This window comes from Microbacterium sp. 4-7 (genome assembly GCF_014332665.1).
Classification (GTDB): domain Bacteria; phylum Actinomycetota; class Actinomycetes; order Actinomycetales; family Microbacteriaceae; genus Microbacterium.
Window position 1 is genome coordinate 489,337 of the sequence record NZ_MCRH01000005.1, and the last position, 15,753, is coordinate 505,089.

Consider the following 15,753-nt stretch of genomic DNA (forward strand, 5'->3'; position numbering starts at 1 on the left):
CGGGCCGGTCGGATGACCGACCGGCCCGCAGCATGCCGGGAAGACGATGATCAGGCGTGCAGATCCACGCCCTTGGTCTCCTTCACCATCGACACGGCGATGAGAGAGATCACCGCCGTGATGGCGATGTAGACGCCGATCGTCCAGGCCGCCTGGAACTGGTTCATCAGAGCCTCCGCGATCATCGGTGCGAACGCCCCGCCGAGGATGGCACCCAGCGCGTATCCGATCGAGACGCCCGAGTAGCGGACGTTGGCCGGGAACATCTCGGCATAGAGAGCCGCCTGCGGGCCGTACGAGAGCCCGAGCGCGAACGTCATCACGAACAGCGCCACGAAGTACCAGAAGATGTTCGCCGTGTCGATCAGGAACCACATCGGCACCGCCCACAGCGCGAGCGCGATGTACCCGATCTGGAAGGTGCGGACGCGTCCGAGACGATCGGAGAGGTGGCCGCCCCAGAGCGTGAAGATGAGCCAGCCGAACGACGCGAGCGTCGTCGCCAGCAGCACGGGAGGACGCTCCATGCCGAGGGCGGTGACGGCGTAGGTCGCGAAGAACGCGATGAGCAGGTACCCGGCGGCGTTGTTGCCGATGAAGATCAGGGCAGTGAGCACGACCTGCTTGGTGTTCTTGCGGAACAGGCGACCCAGCGGCGCAGAGGCCTCCTGACGACGACGACGGAGATCCTCGAAGACGGGGCTCTCGTCGACGGCGCGCCTGATCACGTAGCCGACGGCGATCAGCACGATCGACATCAGGAACGGGATCCGCCAGCCCCACTCGAGGAAAGCCTCGGGGGACATCGAGCTCGTCAGCACCCAGAGCGTGGCTGTGGCGAGGATCATGCCGATCGGGACGCCGATCTGCGGGAAGGCGCCGAAGAGCCCCCGGCGGGCCGTGGGGGCGTGCTCGACGGCCATCAGTGCCGCGCCGCCCCACTCGCCGCCCGCCGAGAACCCCTGCAGGATGCGGAGCACGATGAGAAGGATCGGAGCGGCCACCCCGATCGCGGCGTAGGTCGGCAGCACGCCGATCAGCGAGGTGGAGAGTCCCATCATCACGAGCGTGAAGACGAGCATCTTCTTGCGGCCCAGCTTGTCGCCCAGGTGCCCGGCGACGATGGCTCCCAAGGGGCGGAAGAGGAAGGAGATCCCGATCGTGGCGAAGGAGAGGATCTGCGCGAATCCCTTGTTCTCCTCAGCGATCGGGGCGAGGAAGAGCGGCGCGAGCACGAGGCCTGCTGCTTGCGCGTAGATGAAGAAGTCGTACCACTCGATCGAGGTGCCGACCAGGGTGCTGGCGAGGACTCGCCGCTCCTCGGCGGGCATTCGCGCCGTCGAGGTGCGCGCGGATACTGCTGACGTCATGAAGAACTCCATTGTTCTGCGGGTGCGGAGGAGCGACGCTGCGTCACCCCGAGCTACTTACCGAATGATCGGTCAGTAATTGACGAGAGTAGCGCACGGTGGCCGGGCGACCCAAGCCCCACACCTGCGACCGCGCGACTCAGACGCCCTCAGACCTTGCCGAACGCGCGCAGCGGGTGCTCGATGAGCTCCGTGACGCGGCGGAGGAAGCTCGCCGCATACCCGCCGTCGCACACGCGGTGATCGAACACCAATGACAGTTGAGCGACGCGGCGGGCGACGATCTGACCGTCGATCACCCACGGGCGCTCGATGATGCGACCGATGCCGAGGATCGCGACGTCGGGGTGGTTGATGATCGCGGCCGAGCCGTCGACCCCGAGCCCGCCGTAGTTGTTGAGGGTGAACGTCGACCCCCGCAGCCGCTCCGGAGGCATCGCCCCCGAACGCGCCGTCGCCGACAGCTCGCGCAGCGCGACATCGAGCTGTTCGACGGTGAGCTCGTGCGCCCGCGGGATGACGGGCACCAGGAGGCCGCGCTCGGTGTCGGCGGCGACGCCGAGGTTGAGGCCGTCGAAGGAGATGATCTCCGATCCGTCGTCGCTCAGGCGGGAGGCGAGCACCGGATGCTCCGCGAGCGCGAGCACGACGAAGCGTGCCACGAGGGCAGTGATCGACGGTGCCCTGCCGCCGGCCGGTACCATCTCGGAGCGCAGATTCCAGAGCTCGGTGGCATCGACGTCGACCCAGACCGTGGCCTCGGGGATCTCGGAGCGGCTGCGGGTCAGTCGTGCGCTGACCGCCTTGCGCAGCGGGGACATCCGCTCACGGGAGACGACGGCGAGGCCGTCGAGACGTTCGGCGTTCGCGGGCTGCGGTTGGTGATCATCGCGGCGATGCTGCGCCGCTGCCCCGTCGACGGCGTCGTCGACAGCGGCCGCCAGCACGTCGGCGCGCGTGACGGCGCCGTCATGGCCGGTTGGGGTGATGGCGTGGACGTCGAGTCCGAGGTCGCGGGCGAGTCGTCGCACCAGGGGAGAGCGGACGGCCACGGGCCGCCGTTCCGAAGCATTCGCGTCCGGCTTCTCGCGTGGCATCTCGGATGCCGCCGTCGCCTTCGGGCGCCGTCGGCCGGTCGCGCCGCGCTCCGAGGTCCCATAGCCGATCAGGACGTTGCCGGACCCTGCGCGCTCCTCTTCGCGGTACGCCTCCTGCTCCGGATCGCCGGCATCCGCACGGAGATCTCCTCCCGCATCCGTGTCCGGAGCGTCCGCCGAGGAAGGATCCGCAGAAGAAGAGGCGCCGTCGGCGACCTCGAGCACCGGCGCTCCGACGTCGATGGTCTCGCCCGGTTCTCCGTGCAGTGCGGTGACGACGCCGGCGAAGGGCGAGGGCAGCTCGACCACGCTCTTCGCCGTCTCGACCTCGGCGATCGCCTGGTCGGTGACGATCGTGTCGCCGACGCAGACGAGCCACTGCACGAGTCCGGCCTCGGTGAGTCCCTCGCCGAGGTCCGGCAGCCGGAAGACGTGGGTGGTCAGCGCCGTCATGACTCGTCCTCCCAGTGCAGCGAGTCGATGGCGTCCAGCACGCGGTCGACGTCGGGCAGGTACCAGTGCTCGAGCTTGGGCGGGGCGTAGGGGGTGTCGAATCCGGTGACGCGGCGCACCGGAGCCTCGAGGTACTCGAAGCAGCGCTCGAAGACGCGCGCCTGGATCTCGGAGGCCACGCTGGCGAATCCGGGAGCCTCGGCGATCACGACCGCTCGTCCGGTCGCGCGCACGGCGGCGGTGACCGTGGCGTCGTCGAACGGCGACAGCGAACGGATGTCGACGACCTGCACGCTGCGCCCCTCGGATGCCGCGACATCGGCGGCCTCGAGCGCGAGCGGCACCGAGGCGCCGTAGGCGAGCAGGGTGACGTCAGTGCCCTCGCGGGCGATGCGGGCGGAGCCGATGTCCGCCGTCACGGAGGTGTCGACCTCGCCCTTCGTCCAATACAGCTTCTTCGGCTCGAGGAAGATCACCGGGTCGGGCGAGGCGATCGCCGCCCGGAGCAGCGAATAGGCATCCTGGGGAGTCGACGGGCTCACGACGGTGAGGCCCGGGGTGTGCGCGTAGTACGCCTCGGAGGAGTCGCAGTGGTGCTCGACCCCGCCGATGCCGCCGCCGAACGGGATGCGGATCACGAGCGGCATCCGCACCGCACCGCGCGTCCGGTTGCCGAGCTTCGCGACGTGACTGACTATCTGCTCGAATGCCGGCAGTGCGAAGGCGTCGAACTGCAGCTCGACGACGGGACGCATGCCGTTCATGGCCATGCCGACGGCTGTGCCGACGATGCCGGATTCGGCGAGCGGGGTGTCGAAGCAGCGGTCCTCGCCGAACCGCGCCGTGAGTCCGTCGGTGATGCGGAACACGCCGCCGAGCGCTCCGACGTCCTCGCCGAAGACGACGACCTCGGGATCGCTCTCGATCGCATCCGCGAGGGCGAGGTTCAGCGCGGCGGCCATGCTCATGGTCGACACGGACAGTGCGCCGGTGTCGACCCGGATGTCGTCGTGGGCGATGGTCATCGTGCACCTCCGGCTGCTGCGTGGTTGCGTGCGATCTCGTCCCTCAGCATCTGCCACTGCTCCTCGCGCTGCGGAGAGCGGGTCTCTGTGACGAAGTGGAACAGATCCTCGGGATCGATCTCGGCATCGACGTTGAGCGCCTCTCGCATCGCCGCGGCGGTCTTCTCGGCCTCCGCCGCGTACTCGGCTTCACGGTCGGCCGTGAGGACGCCGGCGCTCGTCAGGTGTGCTCGCAGTCGCGTCAGCGGGTCGCGCTCGACCCACGCCTGGACCTCGGCGCGCTCGCGATAGCGCGTGTCGTCGTCGGCGTTCGTGTGCGCCTGCATCCGATAGGTGTGCGCCTCGATGAGCGTCGGCCCGCCGCCCGAGCGGGCATGTGCGATGGCCTCGCCGAGAACGGCCAGCACGGCGGCGACGTCGTTGCCGTCGACGCGCTGCCCCGGCATCCCGTATCCGATCGCCTTGTGGGCCAGCGACGGCGCGGCGGTCTGGCGGCTGAGCGGCACCGAGATCGCGAACTCGTTGTTCTGCACGAGGAAGACGACCGGCACACGGAAGACGGCGGCGAAGTTCAGCGCCTCGTGGAAGTCGCCCTCACTGGTCGCACCGTCGCCGCACAGTGCCAGGACGGCCATCTGCTCTCCGCGCTTCTTCGCGGCATACGCGAAGCCGACCGCGTGCAGCAGCTGTGTGGCGAGCGGAGTGGCCTGAGGCGCGACGTGGTGCGCTCGCACGTCGTAGCCCGAATGCCAGTCGCCCTTCAGCAGCACCATCGCCTCGGCCGGTGCGACACCCCGGGCGATGACCGCGACCGAGTCCCGATACGTGGGGAAGAGCCAGTCGCCGGCGTCGAGGGCGAGGGCCGCTCCGATCTGGCACGCCTCCTGACCGTGCGACGACGGGTAGACGGCGAGGCGGCCCTGGCGGACGAGAGCGCTGGCCTGATCGTTGATGCGGCGCCCCTCGACGAGACCGCGATAGGCGGCGAGCAGGGTGTCCGTATCCGGCAGCGGGAAGTGCGGGTCGTCGACGACACGGCCCTCTGCGTCGATGAGCTGCACCGCCGTGTCGCGCGGGAGCAGGTGTGCGTGTTCCATCCGTTCGCCCTCCTTGCCGAACTCGATGACGCCAGCATGCTCTCCTCGCGACAGACGTCCAAGAACATTCGGCGCATCGTGGACGAATGCGATCTACTTGCTCACCTCCATGACGAAATGTCAGAATTCAGGCAGAGGACGAAGGGGTTCCATGATCACGCTGGACGACACCGATCACGCGATTCTCGAGCAGCTGCGCATCGACGCCCGGGCGTCGATGACCGCCATCGCCGAGGCCGTGCACATCTCGAGAGCGGGCGCTCACGCACGGATCAAGCGGCTGACCGATGCGGGCATCATCACCGGCTACTCGGTGCGCACCGACCCCGTGCTGCTCGGCCACCATGCGAGCGCCTACGTGACACTCGCCATCGAGCAGGCCACCTGGCAGGAGGTCAGCGCCAGGCTGCGGATGATTCCCGAGATCGAGCACATGGCGCTCGTCGGCGGTGACTTCGACGTCATCCTGCTCGTGCGGGCGAGCGACGCGCGCGACCTCCGCCGCATCGTCTTGGAGGACATCCAGGCGATCCCCTCGATCCGCTCCACACGCACGACCCTCATCTTCGAGGACTTCACCCTGATCTGAGCGGGTGCGGAGGTCATCCCTTCGCACTCGGACATCTGCGGCGCGCTCCGCGACAAGTGGGCTGCCGCATCGCGTTCGACAATGAGACGACCCGCCAGACCCTTGGCATGCGTCCCGCTCGAAGGAGAGTCCCGATGTCCGAATCCGCCGCATCCGCAGCCGCCGCGCTGCTCGACCGCATCCAGGCGCCGGAGGGCGCGGGGCGAGACATCCCGGATGCCGCCACACGTGAGGTCATGGGTCGTGCGCCCGAGCACTCGGTCAGCGACCTCGACGATGCGATCGCGCGAGCGCGAGCCGCTCAGCCCGGCTGGGAGTCCCTCGGCCACGCGAAGCGCAGCGAGCTGCTGTTCGCTGCGGCCGATGCGATCGACGCGAACGCCGAGGCGCTCGCGCACCTGCTCTCGCGCGAGCAGGGCAAGCCGTTGAACGGCCCCAACGCGCGCTTCGAACTGGGTGCGTGCTCGGCCTGGCTGCGCACCAATGCGTCGATCCCGCTCGAGTCGCAGGTGCTCGTCGACGACGAGACCCTGCACGCCGAGCTCGTCTACAAGGCCGCCGGAGTGGTCGGCGCGATCGGTCCGTGGAACTGGCCGCTCATGATCACTATCTGGCAGATCGGTCCGTCGCTGCGGATGGGCAACACCGTCGTCGCGAAGCCGAGCGAGTACACGCCCCTGAGCGTCCTCGCGATGCTGGCGGTGATGAACGACGTGCTGCCCGCCGACGTTCTGATCGGTGTCTCCGGCGATCGCGAGGTGGGTGCGCGCCTCGCCTCGCACCCCGACATCGACAAGATCATGTTCACCGGATCCACCGCCACCGGGCGACGCATCATCGAGAGCTCGGCAGGCAACCTCGCCCGCCTCACCCTCGAGCTCGGCGGGAACGACGCCGGCATCGTGCTGCCGGGCACCGATGTGTCGGCGATCGCGCAGGACCTCTTCTGGGGCGCCTTCATCAACACCGGTCAGACCTGCGCCGCGATGAAGCGCCTCTACGTGCACGACTCCGTCTACGACGAGGTCGTCACCGCGCTCGCCGAGATCGCGGCATCCGTCCCGATGGGCAACGGGCTCGACGAGGACAACGTGCTGGGTCCGCTGCAGAATCGCGCCCAGTTCGACATCGTGTCGCGCCTGGTCGACGAGGCGAAGGGACGCGGCGCCCGTGTCGTCACGGGCGGCGAGGCGGCTCCTGAGCTCGGCGAGCTCTTCTATCGCCCCACGATCGTCGCCGACATCGACAACGACGCGGCCCTCGTGCAGGAGGAGCAGTTCGGCCCGGCGCTGCCGGTGATCCGGTACAGCGACGTCGACGAGGCGTTCGCGTTCGCCAACTCGGTCGACGTCGGTCTCGGCGCATCGGTGTGGTCGAGCGATCCGGACGCCGCCCGCGAGGCCGCGACGCGCATGGAGTCCGGCACGGTGTGGATCAACTCGCACGGCGGGTTGCACCCGATGGTGCCGTTCGGCGGCGTGAAGAGCTCGGGCTACGGCCTGGAGTTCGGTGTCGAGGGGCTCAAGTCCGTTGCCGTGACGCAGGTCGTGTCGGGGCCGGGCCGCAAGGCGCAGGCATGAGAACCGCGATCGTCGTCGGGGCCGGGACCTCGGGCGCGATCGTCGCGCGACGCCTGGTGGACGCCGGCGTCGAGGTGACGCTGATCGAAGCCGGAGGATACGACTCGAATCCGGCGATCCACGACCCGTCGAGGGCGGGGGAGCTGTGGCACTCCGCCGACGACTGGGACTTCTTCACCGTTCCGCAGAAGCACGCCGGCGGACGCCGACTGCACCTGCCGCGCGGGAAGGTCACCGGAGGCTCGCATGCGCTCAACGCCATGATCTGGGTGCGCGGCGCCGCCTCCGACTACGACGCCTGGGAACGCGCGGGCGCGACGGGGTGGGGCTGGAACACGGTCGAACCCGTCTTCGCCGCGCTCGAGCATGATGTGCTGCCCGTCACCGACGACTACGAGCTCTCGCCGATCCAGGCCTCGATCATCGACGCAGCCGTCGAAGAGGGGCTGCCCCGCAACCCGGACTACAACGGCGGCACCCTCGACGGCGTCTCGCAGCAGCAGGTGACGATCCGCGACGGCCGGCGGGTGAACACGTGGATGGCCTACGCGCAGCCGGTGGTCAACAGGCTCACGATCCTCACCGAGCGCGAGGTGCATTCGGTGATCGTCGAGGAGGGCCGCGCCGTCGGAGTCCGACTCGGCTCGGGCGCCGACTCCGAGGAGGTCTTCGCCGACGAGGTCGTGCTGTCGGCCGGTGCGATCGGATCACCCGTGATCCTCCTGCGCTCGGGCATCGGCCCCGCCGACGAGCTCGCCGCGCTCGGCATCCCCGTCGTGCTGGATGCACCGGGCGTCGGCAAGAACCTGCACGACCATCTGCTCTCACCGGTCATCTTCACGACCGAGAGGCCGGTCGGACCGCCGCAGCCGGGCGTCTCGGTCACGCAGTCGCACCTGTTCTGGCGCAGCCGCGACGACCTCGCCGAGCCCGACACTCAGCCCATCCACTTCTCGGTGCCGATGTGGGGCGAGCTCGAACCTCGAGGGGATGACGGATTCACCCTCATGGCCGGTCTCGTGACGCCGTACAGCCGCGGTGGGCTCACCCTGTCCGGTCCGGATCTCGCGGACCCGCCTCTGATCGACCTCGCCGCGCTCGAAGACGACAGGGACGTGGCAGCGCTCGCGGCATCGGTTCGTCAGTGCCGCCGGATCGGCGCGCAGCCGGCGCTCGCCGAGGAATGGGGAGCGACCGAGGCGTACCCCGGCCCCGACGTGTCGGACGACGGGATCGACGACTGGGTGCGTCGCACGGCCATCACCTACCACCACCAGGTCGGCACCTGCCGGATGGGATCGGATGTCGAGGCGGTGGTCGACCCGCTGCTGCGGGTGCGCGGTCTCGAGGGACTGAGCGTGATCGACGCGTCGGTGATCCCCACCGTTCCGACGGGCAACACCAACGCCCCCGCCGCGATGATCGGCGAGCTGGGGGCGAGGTTCCTGCTCGGACGCTGACGTCGACGCTCGCGATGCCCCCTCCTGCCGAGTAGGTGGAAGGGGGCATCCGCGTCTCACCCGGCGTGCGAGGTCGAACCTGCATCTCGTGCCGCATGCGGGGTCACCAACGCATCCGAATCGCTGCTGAGCGGTGCGTCATCGACCCCACAGGGAAATGACGCGCACGCCAGGCGATGTGATCAGCCCGCGGAGTACACCTCGCGACCGGCGAACCACGTCGACCGCACGGGAGTGTGCACGATCTCGTCGGCCGGGCCGGCGATCGCATCCCGGGCGAGCACGACGAAGTCCGCGGACTTGCCCGGCGTCAGCGATCCGGTCTCCGCGCCGAGGCCCATCGCGGTCGCGGCATTGATCGTGAAGACCTGCAGGGCCTCCTCCGCCGTGATCGCCTGCTCGGGCCAGAGGACGCCGGGCGCTCGGCCGAGAGGATCGGCGCGCGTGACGAGACCCTGCAGCCCCTCGAGGGTGTTCGGCGATTCGCTCACCGGCCAGTCCGAGCCGCCGGCGACGAGCGCGCCGGCGTCGAGCAGGGCACGGTTGGGCTGCGAATGCTCGGCGCGGTCGCCGAGGACCTCGGCCAGCGCCTGCGGGATCACACCCGGGAACCAGATGAACGGCGAGATGTCGGCCGAGACGTCGAGGGCTCGCAAGCGCGGGATGTCGTCGTCGGCGAGGAACTGGCCGTGCGCGATCTGGATCGGGGTGGTGAAGCCGTCGGACCGGATGCGCTCGGCGACGTCGAGCACGAGACGCGCCGATCCGTCTCCCGTGCAGTGCACCTTGGCGCCGAGTCCGCGCTCGGCCACCGACCGCAGCCAGGTGTGCAGCTCGTCGAAGTCCATCGTCGTCTCGCCGTGGAAGTGCGCACCGTGCACGGCATCCGCCATATACGGCTCGAGGAACGACGCCGTGCGCGCGGGTGGTACTCCGTCGAGGAAGATCTTCACGAAGTCGGGCCGGTGGTGCGGGGTGCGGAACTGCTCACCGAGGTCGATGAGCGGGGTGCCGATCGGATCGAACCCGAAGATCTCATCGTTGATCAGCAGCGACGAGACGACCCAGGCGGTGAGCTCGTGCGACCGGTCGAGGGTCGCGAGGGCGGCGAGGATGTCGGTCGACACTCCGGCATCCTGGAAGGTCGTGATGCCGTAGGAGTTGAGGATCTCGACGCCGCGGCGCGACGCGGCCACGTGCTGCTCGCCCGTCAGCCCACCGCTGCGATCGTAGGCCTCCTGCACCGGGATTCCCGCTGCCTCGAACAGCACCCCGGTCGGCGTGCCGTCATCGGGATCGAACACGGTGACTCCGCCGGAGGGGATGCTGTCGGCGGTGATCCCGGCGAGCTGCAGCGCCCGCGTGCTCGCCCACCTGTTGTGCCTCGAGTCCTCGACCAGGACGACGGGGCGACCGCCGGCCGCCTCATCGAGACGCTGCCTGACCGAGCTGTTCGCGAGGCCGGGCAGCAGAGTGGTCGACACAGGGCCGCCCACGATCCACGCGTCGGGCGGCAGCGCGCAGGCCTTCTCGCGCACGAGGTCGAGGATGTCGTCGAGGCCCAGCGAGGGCGGCAGCGAGAGCTCGAACAGCTCGGTGCGCCCGGCGAGAGCGTGGTGGTTGTGCACGTCGACGAAGCCGGGGTAGACCGCGGCATCGCCGACATCCAGCATCCTCGTGTCCGGTCCGCGGTGCGCGTCCATCTCGGCCCGCGTGCCGACGTCGAGGATCCGCCCGTCGCGCACCGCGAACGCCTCGACGATCGGTGCTCGGTGATCCGCCGTGCGGATCACCGAGCCCGTCACGATGAGCTCGGCCGTCGTCATCTCAGAGGGTTCCGAAGAGCGCCGGCTCGAGGCCGTTCGTGTGATGGGTCGTCGAGAGCAGTCGGCCGTGAGCGCCGAACGTGAAGTGCGTGGGCACCTCGCCCGACTCGTCGAGCCCGAAGAGCACGCCGTGCGAGCGGATCGCGTTCACGTCGCGATGGTCGGCGATCGTGACCGATGCGCAGGGGATGACCTTCTCGCGCCATGCGAAGACGTAGATCCCGGGGCGCACCTCCCACACGCTGTTCTCGTCGGTGTCTGCGAGGCCGCGCTCGGGGCCGGCGAGGCACTGCCATGAGTACCAGCGCTCCGAGAGGTACACGTGCTCGTAGGCGTGCTCCTCGCTGTAGATCCACTCGACCCGGCGACCGATGAGCGTCGTCGTCGGCGCCGGCTCTGCGCCCGTCACGGTCGCTCCGTCGATGATGCTCGGCGCGAAGACGTGCTGCACGCGAGTGCGTCCCTGCTCGGGCGCGGGCAGGATCACCGAGATGACGGCGAGGACGCGGCCGTGGCGTAGGTCGACGATCAGAGACACTGCTTCGTTCGGCAGGTAGTCGTGATGGAACTGCACGAAGTACAGGTCGTCGTCGACCTCGAACGCCTCGTAGTCGTCGGTGTCGGAGGCGGGTGCTGTCGTGTCGTCGGCACCGGGCCGGTAGTCCCACGCGACCGTGGTGTCGGCGAACCGGTGCGAGATGCGGGTTCCCCGGGCGTCCACGACGGTGATCTCCCGACCGCTCAACGCGGTCGTATGCGGAGCCTTGTTCGCGTCGAAGCCGGGAGCCAGGCCCTCGAGCGGGAGCCAGGTGGAGGTGTCTGCGGGGTTCAGAGTCGTCATGTCTCTCCTCAGGTGAGTGGGGTTGCGGGAGCGTCAGCGAGCGCTGAAACGCTCGAGGTCGGATGCGAGGCCCTCGTACACGGCGGGCCGGGAGCGCTTGAGATACGCGCCGTAGACGATGCCGCCGATCAGCGCCACCACGAGCAGCAGCGGCATGAGACGGATGGCGAGCTCCTCGGATCCGGCGACGATGTTGAAGTTCACGATCGCCAGCACCGAGATCGCGGCGATGCCGAGGAATCCGATTCCGGGTGCGATGAACGTGCTCCACCATCGTGGATCGCCGGCACGGCGGAAGTACACGACGATCGAGATCGCGGCGAGCCCTTGCAGGATCAGCACGCTCAGGGTGCCGAAGCCGAGCATCGCCGGCACGAGCGTGAGGATGGGGTCGGCACCGGCGATCGCGAAGATGATCGCCACGATCGCCGCGAACGATGCCTGCACGATTCCTGCCAGCTGCGGGGCGCCGTTGCGGCGCGTGCGGGCCAGAGCGTGCGGCAGGATCCGCGAGCGCCCGAGGGAGTAGAGATAGCGCGTCGCGGAGTTGTGGAACGCGAGCATCGCCGCGAACAGACTGACCAGCAGCAGGATCATCATCACGGTCGTCAGCGGGCCCCCGAGGTACTGCTGCGACAGCATGAAGATCAGGTCGCCCGTCGGCAGGTGCTCGAGAGCGGTTGCCTGCGCCTGCGCGACGCCGGTCGCGCTCACCACCGCCCAGGTGGTGACGCCGAGGATCACGCCGATCGCGATGATCGAGGTGTACGTCGCCCGCGGGATCGTGCGCAGCGGCTGCTTCGCCTCTTCGCTGAACAGGGCGGTCGCCTCGAAGCCGAGGAAGCCCGTCGCGGCCAGGAGGAGGCCGATCGGCAGCGACCCCGAGAACACGGCTTCCGGGCTGAACGCGGCCACGTCGTATCCGGTCTGCACGAGCACCGACACGTCGAACACCACGAGCATCAGCACCTCGAGCACGAGGCACACACCGAGGATCTTCGACGAGAAGTCCACCCCGACCCGTGCGAGCACGAAGCACACGACGATCGACAGCAGACCCCAGATGAGCCAGTGCACGTCGAGGCCGGTGAGGTCGCGGATGATGTTCTGCATGAAGAAGCCGCTGGTGCCGATCGTGCCGACGACGAAGAAGTTGTAGCCGAGCGTGGCGATGAGGCCGGCGACCAGACCGCCGGTGCGACCGAGGCCCTTCACGACGAAGGCGTAGAAGCCGCCGGCGTTGACCAGCTGCTTCGACATCTGCGCGTATCCCACGGCGAACAGCAGCAGGATCGCGGCCACGATGAAGAAGGCCATCGGCGTGCCGCCGCCGTTTCCAAGGGCGATCGCCAGCGAGGCGACCACGACGATGCCGGTCAGTGGTGCGACGGCGGCGAGCACGAGGAAGACGATCCCGGCGACGCCCAGCGCGCCGGGTCGAAGAGAGGTGTGGTCCTGCTGCGTCGTGGACGCAGATATCGGGTCTGCCACGTCGGCTCCTTTGCTCGGTGACGGCCGTGTCGGCACGGCATCGACGACGAGGGGTTCGTCGATACAGCGAGTCTGCTCGTGCCGGGAGCGCGGCGGTTGACCCTGAGCGAAGGACGATGGTGCCAGCGCGCACAGCCGTCCTGGTCGTGTTCCCGGCCCGGATCCGGCGGAGCAGGATGACGGTGATGACACCGCCGTCCTCGCGGAGCGCCGCTGGCGCCGCGGCGATGTCTCGAGGAGATCATGGACCTGCAGCTGACGGGCACGACCGCGCTGATCACCGGCGCCGCGAGCGGTATCGGCCGCGCGACCGCCCGCGCGCTCGCCGCGGAGGGGGTGCGCGTGGCGCTCCTCGATCGGGATGCCGTTGCGCTCGCAGAGACGGCACGCGGATGCGATGACGCTGTGGTCCGGGTGGTCGATGTCACCGACGAGACACAGGTCGCGCTGGCGGTCTCCACGTCCGTCGAGGAGCTCGGCGGGGTGGATGCGGTCGTGTGCTGCGCGGGGATCTCGGGTCCGGTCGGATCGACGATCGAGCAGATCTCGCTTCACGACTGGAACGCCGTGTTCGCGGTCAATGTCACGGGGGCGTTCCTGGTTCTCGCGCAGGTCCTTCCCGCGTTGCGGGCGTCGCCTTCGGCATCCGTCGTGCTGCTCGCGAGCGACTCGGCGTTCGTGTCGTCGCCCGGCATGGCGCCCTATTGCGCATCGAAGGCCGCGCTCGTGCAGCTGGGGCGATCGTTGTCGGTGGATCTCGCCGGCACTGATGTCCGGGTGAACACGGTGGCGCCGTCGATCGTCGACACCCCGATGAGCCGTGGAGACCTCGGGGAGCACGCGTTCGTCTCCCCGGCTTTCGAGGTGCAGACGCCCGAGGACGTCGCTTCACACGTGCTGTATCTCGTGTCGCCGCGCAGCAGAGCGATCAACGGCACGACCATCCTCAGCGATTTCGGGTACTCGGCCCGATCAGGATTCCCGGCCTGATGGTCACGGGGACGACGGATCTGCGCAGGAGCGCGGCGAGAGCGCGTGAGCGCGGCGAGAACAGGAGCGAACATGGGTAGTGCAGTGGGATCGACGGTCTCCGGGCGGGTCATCGTGATCACCGGCGGGGGTACCGGCATCGGGGCGGCGATCGCCGAACGGTATGCCGCTGAAGGTGCGCACGTCGTGGTCGTCGGGCGTCGGCCCGAGCCGCTGCGCGCCGTGGCCGACGCCGTCGGCGCGCATCCGATCATCGCGGATGCCGCTGACACCGCATCGGCGCAGGCAGCGGTGGCGGAGGTGCTCGCGACGTTCGGGCGCCTCGACGTGCTGGTGGCGAATGCCGGCGGACACGGCTTCTCGCCGGTCGCCGACACCGACGACGACAGCTGGGATGCGGCGATCCGCGCGAACCTCACCACGGCGTTCGTCATGGCGCGAGAGGCGTTGCCTGCGCTGATCGAGGCGAAAGGGCAGATCGTGATCGTGTCGTCTCTCGCAGGTCTCTTCGCGGGTCCGTCGGTGGCGGGATACACCGTGGGCAAGCACGCGCTCATTGGGCTGACGCGGACCCTCGCCCGCGACTACGGACGGCAGGGTGTGCGCGTCAACGCGGTGTGCCCCGGCTGGGTGCAGACGCCGATGGCCGACGACGAGATGGACGAGTTCGCCACCCATGCCGGGCTGGGCTCGCGGGAAGAGGCGTATGCGACCGTCACGGCGGATGTGCCGCTGCGGCGCCCGGCTCGGCCGGCGGAGATCGCGTCGGTCGTGCGGTTCCTGGGATCGGGGGAGTCGTCGTACGTCACCGGTGCCGTGATCGTGGCGGATGGCGGGTCACACGTCGTGGATGTGCCGACGATCGCCTTCGACCGGGCGGGGATGTAGGAGGCGGTCGCTCGGGCGCATGGTCGGTCGTCCCCGGCGTGGGCGCTCTCGTTCCCGGTTCGGTCGTTCGCGCTCCGATGACGCCGCTGTGTTCTCCGTTCTCACGTATCCCGTCTTTCGCCTCTTCCCCGCTTCCTCCTGTCGGTCGTGCCTCTTGGGGTTTCCCCCGCATCTCGCGCGCGATCTGGGCGCCTGCGCTGTGCCATTCTGGGAGATTGGAATACGGATCTGATCTGGGGTAATTCTTGGTGGTTTCGGGTCTCGAGTGTCGGTGGCCCCGGGTTGACTGGGGGTATGAACAGCACTGCGGAGCTTCTGGATCGGGTCATCGCCGACCTCGACACGGTGCTGTCCGATGACGCGCTCGCGGGGTTGTCGGATGCGGATCGGGTGACTGTTCTGCAGGGTGCGGGTGCTGTCTTCCGCCGCGCGGAGGCCGTGATCGTCGAGACGATCGCGACGGGCGACGCGGCGGACTTTCCGCATTCGGCGGGGTGTCGGGGGCTGAATGAGTTGTTGCAGCGGGCGGTGTCGGTGGATGTGCGGGGCGCGTCCCGGGTCGACAGGGTCGTCGATCTGGTGCGGCGTCCGGTGAGTCTGGCGGGGGAGAGGATGCCGGCCCGGTGGTCGGAGATGCGTCTCGCGTTGCTGGATGGGGTGGTCGGGGTGGCCGGGTTTCTCGCGGCGACGGGGCCGATCGAGAAGGTGTGGGATCGGCTGACGGTGGATCAGCGGTTGGCGGCGGATGTCGCGTTGGCGGGGTGTGCTCGCGGCCACGGCGTCGTGGTCGACGCTGATGATGAGGGCCTGGAGGCTGATGAGCCGGGTCCGGCGCCGACCCCGCAGGACTTGAAGGCCCTTGCCGAGGATCTCGCGTCGATGTTCGACCCCGATGGGGAAGAACCCAAGGATGAGGACTCCCGGCGCCGGCGGGGCATCACGATCGGTCGTCTCACGGACGGCGTGCACGCGATCCGCGGGTATCTGACCCCAGAGGTCGCGGCGCAGTTGCAGCTGATCCTGGACGCGATCCTCAACCCCAAAGG

General features: G+C 69.0%; 13 protein-coding genes. 6 read left to right on the plus strand and 7 right to left on the minus strand.

The window, feature by feature from the left end:
* Positions 1–50: 50 nt before the first annotated feature.
* The 4 genes from BEP68_RS12370 to pdhA form a co-directional block, all read right to left on the minus strand.
* On the minus strand, positions 51–1,370 hold the full coding sequence (locus tag BEP68_RS12370; protein ID WP_056277770.1) for an MFS transporter: 1,320 nt from the start codon (positions 1,368–1,370) through the stop codon (positions 51–53).
* Between the two features lie 149 nt (positions 1,371–1,519).
* On the minus strand, positions 1,520–2,920 hold the full coding sequence (locus tag BEP68_RS12375) for a dihydrolipoamide acetyltransferase family protein (RefSeq protein ID WP_222839356.1): 1,401 nt from the start codon (positions 2,918–2,920) through the stop codon (positions 1,520–1,522).
* Positions 2,917–3,945, minus strand: a complete 1,029-nt coding sequence (locus BEP68_RS12380) for an alpha-ketoacid dehydrogenase subunit beta (RefSeq protein ID WP_187250128.1) — start codon at positions 3,943–3,945, stop codon at positions 2,917–2,919. The genes BEP68_RS12375 and BEP68_RS12380 overlap by 4 nt, the downstream gene beginning before the upstream one ends.
* Positions 3,942–5,042, minus strand: coding sequence for a pyruvate dehydrogenase (acetyl-transferring) E1 component subunit alpha (gene pdhA / locus BEP68_RS12385; protein WP_187250129.1), 1,101 nt, complete (start codon positions 5,040–5,042; stop codon positions 3,942–3,944). The genes BEP68_RS12380 and pdhA overlap by 4 nt, the downstream gene beginning before the upstream one ends.
* A gap of 151 nt (positions 5,043–5,193) precedes the next feature.
* Between pdhA and BEP68_RS12390 the strand changes: the two genes are divergently transcribed.
* The 3 genes from BEP68_RS12390 (at position 5,194) to BEP68_RS12400 (ending at position 8,671) form a co-directional block, all read left to right on the plus strand.
* Complete coding sequence (locus tag BEP68_RS12390) at positions 5,194–5,631, plus strand: Lrp/AsnC family transcriptional regulator (RefSeq protein ID WP_187250130.1); 438 nt, start codon at positions 5,194–5,196, stop codon at positions 5,629–5,631.
* 134 nt (positions 5,632–5,765) lie between these two features.
* Complete coding sequence (locus BEP68_RS12395) at positions 5,766–7,211, plus strand: aldehyde dehydrogenase family protein (RefSeq protein ID WP_187250131.1); 1,446 nt, start codon at positions 5,766–5,768, stop codon at positions 7,209–7,211.
* Positions 7,208–8,671: a GMC family oxidoreductase gene (locus BEP68_RS12400; protein ID WP_187250132.1), complete on the plus strand. Its 1,464-nt coding sequence runs from the start codon at positions 7,208–7,210 to the stop codon at positions 8,669–8,671. Before BEP68_RS12395 ends, BEP68_RS12400 begins: the two co-directional genes overlap by 4 nt.
* 182 nt (positions 8,672–8,853) lie before the next feature.
* Here the strand turns inward: BEP68_RS12400 and BEP68_RS12405 are convergent, their stop codons facing one another.
* From BEP68_RS12405 to BEP68_RS12415, 3 genes are read right to left on the minus strand one after another with little or no spacing between them, the layout of a single operon-like run.
* Positions 8,854–10,497, minus strand: a complete 1,644-nt coding sequence (locus BEP68_RS12405; protein ID WP_187250133.1) for an amidohydrolase — start codon at positions 10,495–10,497, stop codon at positions 8,854–8,856.
* A gap of 1 nt (position 10,498) precedes the next feature.
* On the minus strand, positions 10,499–11,338 hold the full coding sequence (locus BEP68_RS12410) for a molybdenum cofactor biosynthesis F family protein (RefSeq protein ID WP_187250134.1): 840 nt from the start codon (positions 11,336–11,338) through the stop codon (positions 10,499–10,501).
* A gap of 33 nt (positions 11,339–11,371) precedes the next feature.
* Positions 11,372–12,829 (minus strand): APC family permease, encoded by a 1,458-nt coding sequence (locus tag BEP68_RS12415; RefSeq protein ID WP_187250135.1) that lies wholly within the window; start codon positions 12,827–12,829, stop codon positions 11,372–11,374.
* A gap of 243 nt (positions 12,830–13,072) precedes the next feature.
* On the opposite strand from BEP68_RS12415, the gene BEP68_RS12420 reads away from it, so the two are divergent.
* The 3 genes from BEP68_RS12420 to BEP68_RS12430 all read left to right on the plus strand — a co-directional run.
* Positions 13,073–13,819: an SDR family NAD(P)-dependent oxidoreductase gene (locus BEP68_RS12420; RefSeq protein WP_187250136.1), complete on the plus strand. Its 747-nt coding sequence runs from the start codon at positions 13,073–13,075 to the stop codon at positions 13,817–13,819.
* A gap of 72 nt (positions 13,820–13,891) precedes the next feature.
* Entirely contained in the window at positions 13,892–14,707 is an 816-nt protein-coding gene (locus BEP68_RS12425; RefSeq protein WP_053095450.1) for an SDR family NAD(P)-dependent oxidoreductase, read from the plus strand.
* A gap of 294 nt (positions 14,708–15,001) precedes the next feature.
* Positions 15,002–15,753, plus strand: a 752-nt coding sequence (locus BEP68_RS12430) for a DUF222 domain-containing protein (RefSeq protein ID WP_187249289.1), incomplete at its 3' end; no start/stop codon positions are given.